The organism is Lutibacter sp. (assembly GCF_016342705.1).
Classification (GTDB): domain Bacteria; phylum Bacteroidota; class Bacteroidia; order Flavobacteriales; family Flavobacteriaceae; genus Lutibacter.
The window spans coordinates 77,399-92,413 of record NZ_JAEINV010000011.1 but is presented as its reverse complement, the minus strand read 5'-3'; the positions used below and the strand labels follow the sequence as shown (position 1 = coordinate 92,413).

The following is a 15,015-nucleotide window of genomic DNA, read 5'->3' as shown; positions in this document are numbered from 1 at the left end:
TTTAAAACTCTATTGATAAGTATAAAGAAATTCAAAATTAGGACAACTATGATTCTAAATATTTGATTAAATTTGCATTTTCTTATAAATCACTAAAAAAATCGATATATGATTCACTTCTTTGGAAACACAAATAGCAAAATTTATGCTGTGCAAACGTCAAAAGAACTTACGGCAGAAGATTCAAAAAAATTATTTTGGCTTTTTGGAAATCAACCACACATAAATGAGGCATCAATAGATGCTTTTTTTATTGGTCCACGTGCTGCTATGATTACTCCTTGGAGTACAAATGCCGTTGAAATAACACAAAATATGGCGATTAAAGGCATCATTAGAATTGAAGAATTTACAACTTCAACACAAGATGAAAAATTTGATCCTATGATTTTTCAAAAATATGAGGCGTTAAATCCAACCATTTTTGATATTCATACGCAACCCGCTGCAATTTTAGCCATTGAAGATATTGCTGCGTACAATCAACAAGAAGGTTTGAGTTTAAATGATGATGAAGTGGCCTATTTAAATGGCGTTAGTGATAAAATTGGTAGAAAATTAACCGATTCAGAAGTGTTCGGATTTTCACAAGTAAATTCAGAACATTGCAGACACAAAATATTTAACGGAACTTTTATAATTGATGGCGAAGAAATGCCTTCTTCCCTATTTAAATTAATTAGAAAAACTTCTGAAACACATCCTAACACTATTGTTTCTGCTTATAAAGACAACGTTGCCTTTGTTGAAGGACCTGTTGTAGAACAATTTGCACCAAATTCCGCAGACAAACCAGACTTTTATGAGAAAAAGGCATACAAATCAGTCATCTCCTTAAAAGCAGAAACACATAACTTTCCAACAACTGTAGAACCTTTTAATGGTGCTGCAACAGGTTCTGGTGGGGAAATTAGAGACCGTTTGGCTGGTGGAAAAGGTTCTTTACCATTAGCAGGAACAGCGGTTTATATGACTTCTTATTCCCGTTTGCAAGAAAACAGACCTTGGGAAAAGGGAATGGAAGAACGTAGATGGTTGTACCAAACACCTATGGATATTTTAATAAAAGCATCTAACGGAGCGTCCGATTTTGGAAACAAATTTGGTCAACCTTTAATTACAGGTTCTGTATTAACTTTTGAACACCAAGAGGAAGCGAGAAAACTAGGATTTGACAAAGTAATTATGCAAGCTGGTGGAATTGGATATGGAAAAGCAGATCAAGCTTTAAAAGATAAACCAACAGCAGGTGATAAAATTGTAATTTTAGGTGGAGATAATTACCGAATTGGAATGGGTGGTGCTGCAGTTTCATCCGCAGATACTGGTGAATTTGCAAGTGGTATTGAATTAAATGCTGTGCAACGTTCCAATCCTGAAATGCAAAAAAGAGCTGCAAATGCTATTCGTGGAATGGTTGAAAGTGATGTGAATACCATTGTTTCTATTCACGATCACGGAGCCGGTGGACATTTAAATTGTTTATCTGAATTAGTAGAAGAAACGGGTGGCTTGATAGATTTAGATAAATTACCTGTTGGTGACCCTACCCTTTCTGCAAAAGAAATTATTGGAAACGAATCTCAAGAACGTATGGGATTGGTGATTGGTGAAAAAGATGCTGAATATTTGCATAAAATTGCAGATCGTGAGCGTTCTCCTTATTATGAAGTAGGTGAAGTTACCAATGATCATCGTTTTACGTTTCAATCTAAAACTACGGGTGAAAAACCAATGGATTTAGAAATGATGGATATGTTTGGAAGTTCTCCAAAAACCATTATGAACGATAAAACGGTTACTTATAACTATGCTGGTTTAACTTATTCAGTTAGAAATATTTCAACCTATTTAGAAGAAGTCCTTCAATTAGAAGCTGTGGCTTGTAAAGACTGGTTAACAAATAAAGTAGACCGTTGTGTGGGTGGTAAAGTTGCCAAGCAACAATGTGCAGGCCCGTTGCAATTGCCACTAAATAATTGTGGTGTAATGGCATTAGATTATACTGGTAAAGAAGGAATTGCAACATCTATTGGTCATTCGCCAGTAGCAGCCTTAATTGATCCTGCTGCAGGAAGTAGAACTGCCATAGCAGAATCATTATCCAATATTGTTTGGGCGCCAATTAAAGATGGTTTAAAAGGATTGTCACTTTCAGCTAACTGGATGTGGCCTTGTAAAAATGAAGGAGAAGATGCTAGATTGTATAAAGCTGTTAAAAGTTGTTCTGATTTTGCCATAGAATTAGGAATCAATATTCCAACAGGAAAAGATTCCCTTTCCATGAAACAAAAATATCCGAATGAGGAGGTTATTGCTCCGGGAACGGTTATTATTTCTGCTGCTGGAAACTGTATAGACATTCAAAAAGTAGTGGAACCTGTTTTACAAAAAGAGGGTGGTTCAATTTATTATATCAATCTTTCACAAGATGAATTTAAATTAGGAGGCTCTTCATTTGCACAAACGTTAAATGCTATTGGAAACGATGCTCCTACTATTAAAGATGCTGATTTTTTCAAAAGAGCATTCAATTCCATGCAAGAGTTAATTTTAGAAGACAATATTCTTGCAGGTCACGATATTGGAAGTGGTGGTTTAATTACTACGTTATTAGAAATGTGTTTTGCTGATACTAATCTCGGTTTAAAAATAGATTTCTCCGTTTTTGAAGAAAAAGACATTATAAAGTATTTATTCTCTGAAAATATTGGAATTGTTTTTCAAGCAAAAGAAGACGCTCGTGTTGAAGCTGCATTAAAAGCTAATACTGTTGAATTTTATAAATTAGGAACAGTAACAAACGAAGAAACGTTAGATTTTGGACCTTGTAAATTAGACATTCCTACATACAGAGATATTTGGTATAAAACATCGTACTTATTAGATAATAAGCAAACTGCAAACGGATTGGCGAAAGATCGTTTTGATAATTATAAAACGCAACCGTTACAGTATACATTCCCAAGTCAGTTTACTGGAAAACTTCCAGAGATTGACGCTACAAAACCGCGTCCAAAAGCGGCTATTATTCGCGAAAAAGGAAGTAATAGTGAACGCGAAATGGCAAATGCTATGTACTTAGCTGGTTTTGATGTAAAAGATGTACATATGACCGATTTAATTAGCGGTCGTGAAACCTTAGAAGATATTCAATTTATTGGTGCTGTTGGAGGTTTCTCTAACTCAGATGTATTAGGTTCAGCAAAAGGTTGGGCTGGTGCATTTTTATACAACGAAAAAGCAAAAACAGCTTTAGACAACTTCTTTAAAAGAAAAGACACCTTATCTGTTGGAATTTGTAATGGTTGTCAGTTATTTATGGAATTAGAAGTGATTAATCCAGAACACGAAGTTCACGGAAAAATGTTACATAACAATTCTCATAAACACGAAAGTAATTTTACTTCAGTTACTATTCAAGAAAACAATTCTGTAATGCTTTCAACTTTAGCGGGTAGTACTTTAGGTGTTTGGATTTCTCACGGAGAAGGAAAGTTTAATTTACCAATGGAAAAAAACGCTTACAATATTGTTGCTAAATATGGCTATGAAAATTATCCAGCAAATCCGAATGGTTCTGATTTTAATACGGCAATGATGAGCAGTAAAGATGGGAGACATTTAGTGATGATGCCACATATTGAGCGTTCAATTTTTCAATGGAACTGGGCACATTATCCTGCAGGTAGAAAAGACGAAGTTTCGCCTTGGGCTGAAGCTTTTGTGAATGCCAGAAAATGGTTAACAAAATAATCTTTACTTCCATTTTTTCTAAAAATAAAACCTTACAAAAAGACAGTTTTAAAAGACTGTCTTTTTTCTCTCTATATTATGTGAATCATGAAAATACCTGAGAAGTACAAGTTTATAATTGAATTAGGAAAAGCCTTGCATACGTATGGCATTCCTTCATATAAAATTCAGTCCTATTTAACTAAAGTTTCTAAAGCGCAAGGAATAACAGGGACTTTTATGGATTTACCGACTTGGATAAATTATGTTTTTTACGAAGATGAACAAACCTATAATTATATTGAATGCATTCCTCCTGGCGTATTAAACTTAGGTGCATTATCTCATGTGGAAGAAATAACCAATAAAATAATAGCAAAAAAAATTGAGCATTCAGAAGTTGAAAATGAATTAAAATTAATTCATACAGAAACAAAAAAAGTAAATCATTTAGTTCAAACCTTATCCTATGCTATAGCTTCTGGAGCATTTAGTTTAATGATTGGTACGAATTGGGTCTCATTTATTTTTTCAATATTATTAGGCGCTTTGGTTTATTTTATAGTGTATTTATCAAGTAAATCAAATTATTTAGAAACTATTTTAGAATCCCTAATTTCTTTTGTGGTTACCATTCTTGCTTGCTTATTGCATTTAGTTTTTCCCGAATTTAATGTTGGTATCACCATACTTTCTGCTATTATAATTTTTATTCCCGGTTTAGCTATAACAACGGCTTTAGAAGAAATTACTTCAAAAAATTTGGTGTCTGGAGTCGCTAAATTATTCGATTCCATTATTTCTTTATTTAAACAATTTTTTGGCGTTTTATTAGGGTTGGCTGTGATGTCTTCTTTTATTGATTTTAAGCTTTTAGTTCATAGTTCTACAATGCCTCAATGGATTATGTTTTGTGGAATTCCCCTATTTTCAATTAGTCTTTTAGCTATTTTTCAGGTTCGTAAAAAGGATATGTTATTAGGTGTTTTTACAGGCGTTTTAGTATTTTTTCTGACTGTGTTGTTTTCAGGCTTCGGTGTTTTATTAAGTACTTTTATTGGTACAATTGCTGCTGTAGCCATCAGTAATTTATTTAGCAGATTCACCAAATCTCCTAAAACAGTGTATCTAACGCAAGGCATAGTTATGCTTGTTCCTGGTAGTAAATCGTTTATGGGATTGAGCAACTCCTTTTTAAATTCATCGATTATAAGTGCGGATAATTTATACCAACAAGTAGTTTTTATTTTAATGGGAATTATTGGTGGACTTTTATTTTCAGGAGTGTTTAGAAACCAACATTCTACTAAATAAGTTATATTATTTTTATTTATTCAAAAGAAATTCTTCATTTTTATTTGACACTTATATTTAATTTTTCTTTTTTTAAAATTGAAATAAAAAACTATTCTATGTGTTCATAAAATGACTTTTTAAAACTGTTGACAACTTATGAGATTCATATAAAGGTTCATAAATTAATTTATAAAATTGATTAATTTTATTTTTTATTATAAGTGTGACTTATTTACATTTATATGGTCTAACAGATATCATTTATACCTAATTTATATTATGGAAACAGAACAAAATAATCAAGAAACTGCAATTACTTCTAATAAACCTTCAAAAATATGGGAGTTTATAAAAAAACATAAATTAAATACCGCTTTAATTGCTGTCATTCTAATTTTATTAGCTTGGCACTATATGAGTGTTTTAAGTTTAAAAAATAGTTTTAGCAAGGAAAAAACCACTATTGAAACTACTTATCAAATAAAACTAGATAGTTTAAATAGTAATAGGCTTCAGTTAACCGCCAAAACATTTTCATGGGCTATAAGAAGTGAACTATTGAGAGAAAATTCTGAACAAGTCAATCAATTTTTTAATGATTTTGTAAAAAATGATGATATTGTAAAACTTCAATATATTAATGCTGAAACCAATGAAATTCAAATTTCAACAGATAAAAAAGATGAAGGAAAATCCGATTTAAAATATAATAATCTTACTTCACAAACCATTTCACAAGATTCTACAAGTTTTGAATTAGCAACTCCAATAAATGGCTTAAATACCAAATTAGGCGTTTTTGTAATGAGCGTTAAAAAATTAAATAAATAATTGTATCTATAAAAAAAGCCTTTTCCAATTACATTTGAAAAGGCTTTTAAAATATTTATCTTTATTTTAGGCTAACTTAAAGTAAAAATTACTTTTCTTTCCCAAATAAATAGCCGTAAAGCATTCCAACAAAGAGAGCGCCTCCTACCATATTTCCTAATGTAGCTGGAATTAAGTTTTTCACAATAAAGGTTGTCCACGTAATATCAGCTCCTTCAAAAATAGCTAATGGAATAAAATACATATTAGCAATACTGTGTTCAAATCCCATTGCCACAAAAGCCATTACTGGAAACCAAATTGCCAATATTTTTCCTGTAGTATCCTTTGCTGCCATTCCTTGCCAAACCGCTAAACATACCAACCAGTTTGCTCCAATTCCCTTTAAAAAAGTTACTAAAAACGTATGACTTGTTTTTCCGATAGCAATTTGATACACAGAATCTACAAATGGAGCACTACTTACTAAATGAGTTAAATGTGTAATCACATACGCCACAAATACAGCACCAATAAAGTTCCCAACATACACCAAGCCCCAATTTTTAAGAACCGTAAAAACACCTTGTTTTTTATGGAGCACATTTGGTATAAAATAAGCATTGTTACCTGTAAAAAGTTCAGCGCCTACAATTACAACCAAAATAAGTCCAAGTGGGAACATTGCGCCAAAAAGAAACTTTGTAATTCCGGGATTACTTGCTGCAATACCGGGTGAACCACCACCCACAATGATGGCTAATAAACCACCAAATGCAATATAAGCACCTGCCAAAAAGGCTAAAATTAAGGTTTTACGTACTTTATAATTACCTTTAGCTTCTGCAATTTTCCCTACAATTTCTATAACTTCTTTAGGTGTATTCATTTTAAAACTTTTTGTTGCTTTTACAACACTTCTTAATTTATTTTTACTTCTCTAAAATATTGTTTTAAGATAGCTGCCGCTTCCTCTAATTCTTCCGGTGTATTTTCACGCGCGTCTTTTAATTGGTAATCCCAACCTAAAGCTTCCCATTTATGTATTCCTAATTTGTGATATGGCTGAATTTCAATTTTTTCAATTGTTTTATAATCTTTGAAATAATTTCCCATATCGTGTAACAATTCAGGTTTCCCTGTTATTTCAGGAATTAATACGTAACGCAACCACATATTTTTACCTGACGCTTCTCTGTGCGCAGCAAAATTAAATGTGGTTTCTTTACAACTAACACCTGTTAAAGCCACATAACCTTCCTCGGTCATATGTTTAATATCAAGCATTACCAAGTCGGCATACTCATCAATTAATATTTTTGCATAACTGTTTAAAATTCGCCCATTCGTATCAACATTGGTATGAATACCTTCTTCTTTCAGCCTTTTAAAAAATGGAATTAATTCTTTTGCTTGTAATAATGGCTCGCCACCTGAAACGGTCACCCCTCCTTTTTTGCCAAAGTAAGGTTTCATTTTAAGCGATATTTTAACCAATTCTTCAACTTCATATTCAGTTCCTCCTGAGGTTTCTATGGTGTCTGGATTATGACAATACAAGCATTTTAGTTTGCAACCTTGTAAAAAAACAACCAATCGAATACCTGGCCCGTCGTGAGTTCCAAACGATTCAATCGAATGTACTCTAATAGTATTTTCTGTTGTTTTGATCATTATATTTTTTTAGTAGTTAGTAAAAAAGCATTGAAAAGTTATGATAACTTTTCAATGCTTTCAAGATATATAAATCGTATTACATTGATTCGTGGAACGAACGTGTAATAACTTCTAATTGTTGTTCTTTTGTTAAACGAACGAAATTTACAGCATAACCAGAAACACGAATGGTTAATTGTGGATAGTTATCTGGGTTTTCCATGGCATCCATTAACATTTCTTTATTTAATACATTTACATTTAAATGTTGTGCATTTCTTGAGAAATATCCGTCTAAAGTAGTTGCTAAATTTTCAATTTGCTCCTCTTCGTTTGATCCTAATGATTTTGGAACTATTGAAAATGTATTAGAAATTCCATCTTTAGAATCGTCATAATTAATTTTTGACACTGAATTTAAGGAAGCAATTGCTCCATTACAATCACGACCATGCATTGGATTAGCTCCTGGTGCAAAAGGAATTCCTTGCGCTCTACCATCAGGTGTTGCTCCCGTTTTTTTACCGTAAGAAACGTTAGATGTAATGGTTAATACAGACATAGTAACTTCTGCATCTTTATACACAGGTAATTGTTTTAATTCATTATTAAATTCTGCAACTGCATTACTTGCTAAAAAGTCTACCTTATCATCATCATTTCCGTACATTGGAAACTCTCCTTCAATTTCAAAGTCTATGGTTAAACCTTGTTCATTTCTAATTGGCTTCACTTTTGCATATTTAATAGCTGATAATGAATCGGCTACAATTGACAAACCTGCAATTCCGTAGGCAATATTAATCCCAGGATTTGTGTCAATTAATGACATTTGCGCTTTTTCATAATAGTATTTATCGTGCATATAGTGAATAATGTTCATAGAATCATTATATACTCTTGCTACTTCTTTCATTGCAATTCTAAAGTTTGCCATTACTTTATCGAAGTCTAAATATTCATCTGTATATTCAGGAATACCTTCTACAATTTGAGTTCCTGTAAATTCACAACGACCACCATTTAAAGCTAACAACATTGTTTTTGCTAAGTTGGTACGTGCTCCAAAAAATTGAATTGATTTTCCTAATTCTTGGTAAGATACACAACAAGCAATTCCATAATCATCAGAACCACGAGTGTTACGCATTAAATCGTCATTTTCAAATTGAATTGAAGAAGTATCAATCGCAACTTTTGCGCAATAGTTTTTAAAGTTTTGAGGCAAACTTTCTGACCATAATATAGTAATGTTTGGTTCTGGAGATGCTCCTAAATTGTATAAGGTATTTAAGAAACGAAACGAAGTTTTTGTAACCTTTGTTCTTCCGTCTGCTAACATTCCTCCAATTGCTTCAGTTACCCACGTTGGATCACCAGCAAAAATTTCATCATAAGCTTCCATACGCAGGTGACGCACCATACGTAATTTCATAACGAACTGATCAATAAATTCTTGTGCCTCCTCTTCATTAATTAAACCTGCTTCTAAATCTCTTTCAATAAAAATATCTAAAAATGACGACACATTTCCTAAAGACATGGCAGCTCCGTCTTGTTCTTTTACAGCTGCTAAATACGCCATATACGTCCATTGTACAGCTTCTTGTGCATTTTCTGCAGGGCGAGATAAATCTAAATCATAAGCTTTACCCATTCCTATCATTTCCTTTAAAGCTTTAATTTGCTCCGAAACTTCTTCACGCAAACGAATCACTTTATCTGTCATAGGACCTGTAATTGCCGCTAAATCTTGCTTTTTTGCTTCAATTAAACGGGTAACTCCATACAACGCAATTCTACGATAATCTCCAATAATTCTTCCACGGGCATAATTATCCGGTAACCCAGTTAAATACCCTAAAGAACGATATTTTTTAATTTCATCTGTATAGGCATCAAATACACCATCGTTATGGGATTTTACATATTTTGAAAATAATTCTGATAAACTATCATTTGGTTTTAAACCGTGTTCTGATAATGCTTTTTCAACTACTTTAAAACCTCCAAAAGGTTTCATTGCTCTTTTTAATAATTCATCGGTTTGTAAACCAACAATTACTTCATTTTCTCTATCAATATAACCAGCTTTAAAAGCATTAATTCCAGAAATAACATCTGTATCAACAGAACGAACTCCATTACGTTGTCTTTCTTCTTTTGTTCCTAGTTTACAGATTTCCCATAATTTTTGGGTTTTGTCACTTGGGCCTACTAAAAAGTTGTAAGTTCCATGATAAGGGGTAATATTTTTTGTAACAAAGTCTCTTAAATTTATAGATTCATTCCAAATTCCTTCGTTAAATTTTTTAGTTTTCATGTATTTATTTTAAATTTTGATTCTTTTTATAGTTCTTGAAATTCTCAATAACGGCGCAAAATTAGGGCATTTAAAAATGAAAAATATGATAAATATCATATAAAAAAAGAGATGTTTATCTTTTGTTTTTTCAATGTTTTACTAAAACGTTTGAAGTATATAGTTCCAAAAAAATCATTTTATTTAAAAAAAATTAAAAAAAATCATTGTGGGCAAAATAAGCCTAAATTTTTGGCTTATTTTTAGTATTTCACCTTTGAAAAACTGAATTAAACAAAAAAAGGGATGCCTACATGGCATCCCTTTTTTTTTACTTTAAAAATAAAACTATTGCTTTACATTTTCTAATTTTACTTCTTTGGCATCTTTTGTAATTAATTTTACTTCATCAAATCCCATGGCTTTAAATTGTGCAAATTGTGTTGCAGCATCTCCAACAACAACATACACCATTTTAGATTCATCTAAATATTTATTAGCCAACGCTTTGTGTTGTTCTAAAGTCATATTATTTACTGTTTCTTCCTCTTTTTCAATATAATTAGGCGCTAAATTATAGTTGCTAATTTCTTGTAACATTCCTAATAAAGAATTTTGTGTTTCAAATCTACGTGCATTTGATTTTATTAATGCGTTTTTAGTAAAATCTAAATCTTCTTGACTAATACCTTTTTTATACTTAGCTATTTCATCTTTAAAAATTTGAACAGATTCTCCAGTAGTATTTGTTCTAACACTTGAACTTGCTGTAAAAGTACCTGGTGTTTTTGAACCGCTAAATCCAGTTCTTGCACCATAGGTATACCCTTTTTCTTCACGTAAAATTAAATTTACATTTCCTGAGAATGAACCACCTAATTTATAGTTCATAACTTCAGCAGGATAAAAATCGGCATCAGTTCTAGGTAAACCTATATAACCAATATTAATTACAGATTGTTTAGCATTTGGTATATCAACAAAATACAAAGATGCTTTGTCTCTATTATTGGCAATTGGAAACGCTGGAATTTCAACCTTTTTAGCTTTCCAGTTTGCTTCTAATTTTTTTAAACTTTTTAAAGTTTGCTCTTTTGTTACTTTCCCAACAATATTAAATTTACTTATTGAAGGTGAAAAATTAGCGGCATAAAAGGCTTTTAAATCATCCATTGTAATTGCTTCAACTGAAGCTTCTGTTCCACTAGTTGGATACGCGAAAATATGATCTTCTCCGTATAATATTTTATTATACACATTTTCTGCAACTGAGTTAGGATCTGCATCAGAACGTTTTATTTGGTTGATAGTTTTGGTTTTTATTCTTGCAAATTCTTCAGCATCCCAACGTGGTTTCAATAAAATTTCTTCTATTAAATCCATTGTTTTATCAAAGTTTCTAACCAATGTATTTCCACTAATTACAATAGATTCGTTGGTTGTATACATTCGTATACTTGCCCCTAACATTTCAATTTCTTCTTCTAATTGTTCTGGAGTTTTATCTGCAGTCCCTTCCATCATAATATCGGTCATTAAATTTGCGATACCATTTTTGGCTTTATTATCTAATAAATGACCTCCATCAATTACCAAACTAAAGTTTACCGTTGGAATTTCATTTTGTTCAATTCCATACACTTTCATTTCATTTGATAATGTTGCATTCCAACTTGCTGGAATTTTTAGTTTTGGTGAAACTCCTGTTTCAGGTGCTTTTGATCTGTCTATTTTAGAAGGTGTTTTAATAATTTCTTCTTTTACATCTGTCACAGTTTTTACTACATTTTCTTTAATTTGTTCTTCAACAATTTCTGCTTTTACAGAATTTTCAGTAATTAAATTTAGCTGACCCTTTGGAACAAAACTTGTCATTACATAGGGTTTATCTTTAATGTATGTATTGTAAACACGTAATACATCTTCCTTGGTAACTTTTTTAATGTTTTCAATATCTTTTTCAATAAATGCAGGATCGCCAGCAAAAACATTGTATTGTGCTAATTGGAACGATTTTCCTAAAACACTACTTATACCATTGTAAAAACCTGTTTCTAAACCAGCTTTAATTCGCTCTACGTCTTTATCCGTAACACCTTCTTTTTCAAAGAGTTTAAATGCTTCAAAAATCCCAGCTTCCACATCTTTTAAATCTTTACCTGCATTAGCAGTAATTATAATATGAAATTCACCTGCCAATTCTTGCGAATTATTATACGCAGTTGTTCTTGATGTTAAGTCTTTTTCTTTCACCAACACTTTATATAAAGGTGCTTTTTTACCACTTGATAAAATTTCTGATAAAAAATTTAGCGCATATGCATCATCTGTATATTGTTGTAATGTTGGCCAAACCATATTTAATTGTGGTGCAGTAGCAAAATTATCTTCGTGGAAGAAACGTTTTGTTTCAGTGATTGTTACAGGTTGAGGTTCTAGTTTTTTTACTTCTTCTCTTCTTTTAATTTCACCAAAATACTTTTCTACCAACGCTTTCGCATCTGCCATTTCAAAATCACCCGCTAAAACTAGTGTTGCGTTATTTGGTCCGTAGTACTGATTATAAAAATCTTTTACATCTTGCACAGTGGCATTTTGTAAATCTTCTAACTCACCAATCACTTGCCAATTGTAAGGGTGGCCTTCTGGATAGATATTTTTATCTAACACCCAGTCTGTATGTCCGTAAGGATTATTGTCTACACGTTGTCTTTTTTCATTTTGAACAACTTCTTGTTGGTTGTAAAAAGCAGATTCAGTTACGGTATTAATTAAATACCCCATTCTATCACTTTCTAACCATAATACAGTTTCTAAAGCATTATTTGGAACAACTTCATAATATACTGTTCCATCTTTCCAAGTTCCTCCGTTTAATGTTCCTCCTAAATCTTGAATTTTTTTAAAAAATTGATCTTGTGGAACATTTTCAGACTCTTGAAACAACATATGCTCAAATAAATGAGCAAAACCTGTTCTACCAGTTTTTTCTCTGTTGGAACCCACTCCATATTGAATGGCTACCGATACAATTGGGTCACTTTTATCTTGATGTAATATCACATCAAGACCGTTTGCAAGTTCATACTTTTCAAACTCAATAGAGAATTTAGCATCCTCAGCGGTATTTTGTTTTAAAGAATCTTTACATGAGAGTACCAAAAACGATACAATTAATAAAGATAATACGGATAGTTTTAATTTAAATTTTGTCATCATACAATTATTTTAGATTACGATAAATATACAAACATTATATTTAAAATCATTTATCACTAAATACTCAAAATTAACCTTTAACTGTACTTTATTATTTTTAATAAAAAAATTATTTTTTGCAAATTCCATTTTTATTTCTACTTTGCGCAGTACCAAATATATATATTATGACAACGAAAAAAACTCGATTGTTTGATTTTGCGTACAATCAATTAGAGGTGAAACCTCAATTAAAATGTTTCAACTCAAAAATTGGGGATGATTGGGTTGCTACTTCAACAAAACAATACCTTGAAAAAGCAAATGCCGTAAGCCGTGCTTTGCTAAGATTAGGCGTAAAACCTAACGATAAAATTTCCGTTGTAACTACTAATAATAGGGTTGAATGGAATATTTTAGATATTGCCATTTTACAAATTGGAGCTGTTAATGTTCCACTATACCCAACAATTTCTTCCTCAGATTATCAATATATAATTCAACATTCCGACTCGGTTTTATGCTTTGTATCCGACAAAGAATTGTATGAGAAAGTATTTAAAATAAAAGAAGAAACCAACTTAATTGATATTTATTCTTTTGATACGATTGAAAACGTATCAAGCTGGACATCTTTACTAAAATTAGGGGAAGATCCTGCAAATCAAAACGACGTAAATAGTTTAAAAGAAGCGGTTTTACCCATAAATTTAGCAACCATTATTTATACTTCAGGAACAACAGGAACTCCTAAAGGTGTAATGCTTTCACATAAAAATATTGTTGAAAACACCTTGGTCAGTGCCAACGCATTAGATTTAAATTCAGAAAACTTAAGAGTTTTAAGTTATTTACCTATTTGCCATATTTTTGAAAGATTTGCAATGTATTATTATCAAATGATGGGTTTTGAAATATATTTTGCAGAATCTATTGATAAATTGGCTGATAATTTAAAAGAAGTAAAACCTCATTTTATACCAGTTGTTCCAAGACTTTTAGAAAAAATTTACGACAAAATTATTGACAAAGGCAGCGCATTAAAAGGCATTAAAAAAATGCTTTTTTTCTGGTCATTAAATTTAGGTAAGAAATATGAACCTTATCAAAAAAATGGCTGGTGGTATCATTTTCAATTAAAAATTGCTCAAAAACTAGTTTTTAGTAAATGGCAAGAAGCTTTTGGTGGCCATATTAAATTTTTAGTCTCAGGTAGCGCCCCTTTGCAACCACTTTTAATTAGAGTCTTTACAGCTGCAGGAATCCCAGTTTTTGAGGGTTATGGAATGACAGAAACCTCTCCGGGAATTTCCATCAACGATTTTAGAAATCAAGGTTTTAAAATTGGATCTGTAGGAAAAGTATTAGATGATATTGAAGTTAAAATTGCTGAAGATGGAGAAATTTTAGTAAAAGGCAGCAATGTTATGATGGGTTATTACAAAGAAGATGCACTCACTAAAAAAACTATTATAAATGGTTTTTTACATACTGGAGATATTGGGGAAATGGACGAAAATGGTTTTCTGAAAATTACCGACAGAAAAAAAGAAATGTTTAAAACCTCTGGTGGAAAATACATTGCTCCCGCTGTTTTAGAAAGCAAACTAAAAGAATCTCGATTTATTGAACAGGTAATGGTTATTGGTGAAGGAGAAAAAATGCCTGCTGCTATAATACAACCCCATTTTGAATTTTTAGTGGAATGGATTAAACATAAAAAATTAGAAATTAATACAACTTCTTTTGAAAAAATTATTACCAATAAAAAGATTCTAAAAAGAATTCAAAAAGAAATTGATAAAGCAAATCTGAACTTTGGCGATTGGGAAAAAATTAAAGCATTTGAACTAACTTCAGAAGTTTGGACTATAGAAAATGGATTGCTTACACCAACACTAAAAATGAAGCGAAAAGAAATTAAACATAAATTTAAAAATTTATACAATACTATCTATCAAAAATAATATTATATTTAGGTAACATAGTAGCTTGTACAAGACTATTATATTTTATAC

Annotated in this window: 8 protein-coding genes; 4 read left to right on the top strand and 4 right to left on the bottom strand. The window is 31.4% G+C overall.

Annotated elements, in window-relative coordinates; genetic code table 11:
- Window positions 1-108 precede the first annotated feature (108 nt).
- The 3 genes from purL to JEY78_RS11410 all read left to right on the top strand — a co-directional run bounded on the left by purL (window position 109) and on the right by JEY78_RS11410 (window position 5,862).
- Window positions 109-3,756, top strand: coding sequence for a phosphoribosylformylglycinamidine synthase (gene purL, locus JEY78_RS11420; RefSeq protein WP_291851209.1), 3,648 nt, complete (start codon window positions 109-111; stop codon window positions 3,754-3,756).
- An 87-nt stretch (window positions 3,757-3,843) separates the two neighbouring features.
- Window positions 3,844-5,049: a threonine/serine exporter family protein gene (locus JEY78_RS11415; RefSeq protein WP_291851205.1), complete on the top strand. Its 1,206-nt coding sequence runs from the start codon at window positions 3,844-3,846 to the stop codon at window positions 5,047-5,049.
- A 261-nt stretch (window positions 5,050-5,310) separates the two neighbouring features.
- Window positions 5,311-5,862, top strand: coding sequence for a hypothetical protein (locus JEY78_RS11410; protein ID WP_291851203.1), 552 nt, complete (start codon window positions 5,311-5,313; stop codon window positions 5,860-5,862).
- Between the two features lie 88 nt (window positions 5,863-5,950).
- Here the strand turns inward: JEY78_RS11410 and JEY78_RS11405 are convergent, their stop codons facing one another.
- The 4 genes from JEY78_RS11405 to JEY78_RS11390 all read right to left on the bottom strand — a co-directional run bounded on the left by JEY78_RS11405 (window position 5,951) and on the right by JEY78_RS11390 (window position 13,015).
- Complete coding sequence (locus JEY78_RS11405) at window positions 5,951-6,730, bottom strand: formate/nitrite transporter family protein (protein ID WP_291851200.1); 780 nt, start codon at window positions 6,728-6,730, stop codon at window positions 5,951-5,953.
- A 32-nt stretch (window positions 6,731-6,762) separates the two neighbouring features.
- On the bottom strand, window positions 6,763-7,515 hold the full coding sequence (pflA, locus tag JEY78_RS11400) for a pyruvate formate-lyase-activating protein (RefSeq protein WP_291851197.1): 753 nt from the start codon (window positions 7,513-7,515) through the stop codon (window positions 6,763-6,765).
- A gap of 79 nt (window positions 7,516-7,594) precedes the next feature.
- Window positions 7,595-9,820, bottom strand: coding sequence for a formate C-acetyltransferase (pflB, locus tag JEY78_RS11395; RefSeq protein WP_291851194.1), 2,226 nt, complete (start codon window positions 9,818-9,820; stop codon window positions 7,595-7,597).
- A gap of 327 nt (window positions 9,821-10,147) precedes the next feature.
- Complete coding sequence (locus tag JEY78_RS11390) at window positions 10,148-13,015, bottom strand: pitrilysin family protein (protein WP_291851291.1); 2,868 nt, start codon at window positions 13,013-13,015, stop codon at window positions 10,148-10,150.
- 170 nt (window positions 13,016-13,185) lie between these two features.
- On the opposite strand from JEY78_RS11390, the gene JEY78_RS11385 reads away from it, so the two are divergent.
- Entirely contained in the window at window positions 13,186-14,964 is a 1,779-nt protein-coding gene (locus JEY78_RS11385; RefSeq protein WP_291851190.1) for a long-chain fatty acid--CoA ligase, read from the top strand.
- Window positions 14,965-15,015: the final 51 nt, after the last annotated feature.

What these genes read in the sequence shown, in the direction of transcription:
- pflA (WP_291851197.1), bottom strand. Translation starts at nt 7,515, where the DNA reads ATGATCAAAACAACAGAAAATACTATTAGAGTACATTCGATTGAATCG.
- JEY78_RS11410 (WP_291851203.1), top strand. Translation starts at nt 5,311, where the DNA reads ATGGAAACAGAACAAAATAATCAAGAAACTGCAATTACTTCTAATAAA.
- JEY78_RS11405 (WP_291851200.1), bottom strand. Translation starts at nt 6,730, where the DNA reads ATGAATACACCTAAAGAAGTTATAGAAATTGTAGGGAAAATTGCAGAA.
- purL (WP_291851209.1), top strand. Translation starts at nt 109, where the DNA reads ATGATTCACTTCTTTGGAAACACAAATAGCAAAATTTATGCTGTGCAA.
- JEY78_RS11415 (WP_291851205.1), top strand. Translation starts at nt 3,844, where the DNA reads ATGAAAATACCTGAGAAGTACAAGTTTATAATTGAATTAGGAAAAGCC.
- pflB (WP_291851194.1), bottom strand. Translation starts at nt 9,820, where the DNA reads ATGAAAACTAAAAAATTTAACGAAGGAATTTGGAATGAATCTATAAAT.
- JEY78_RS11390 (WP_291851291.1), bottom strand. Translation starts at nt 13,015, where the DNA reads ATGACAAAATTTAAATTAAAACTATCCGTATTATCTTTATTAATTGTA.
- JEY78_RS11385 (WP_291851190.1), top strand. Translation starts at nt 13,186, where the DNA reads ATGACAACGAAAAAAACTCGATTGTTTGATTTTGCGTACAATCAATTA.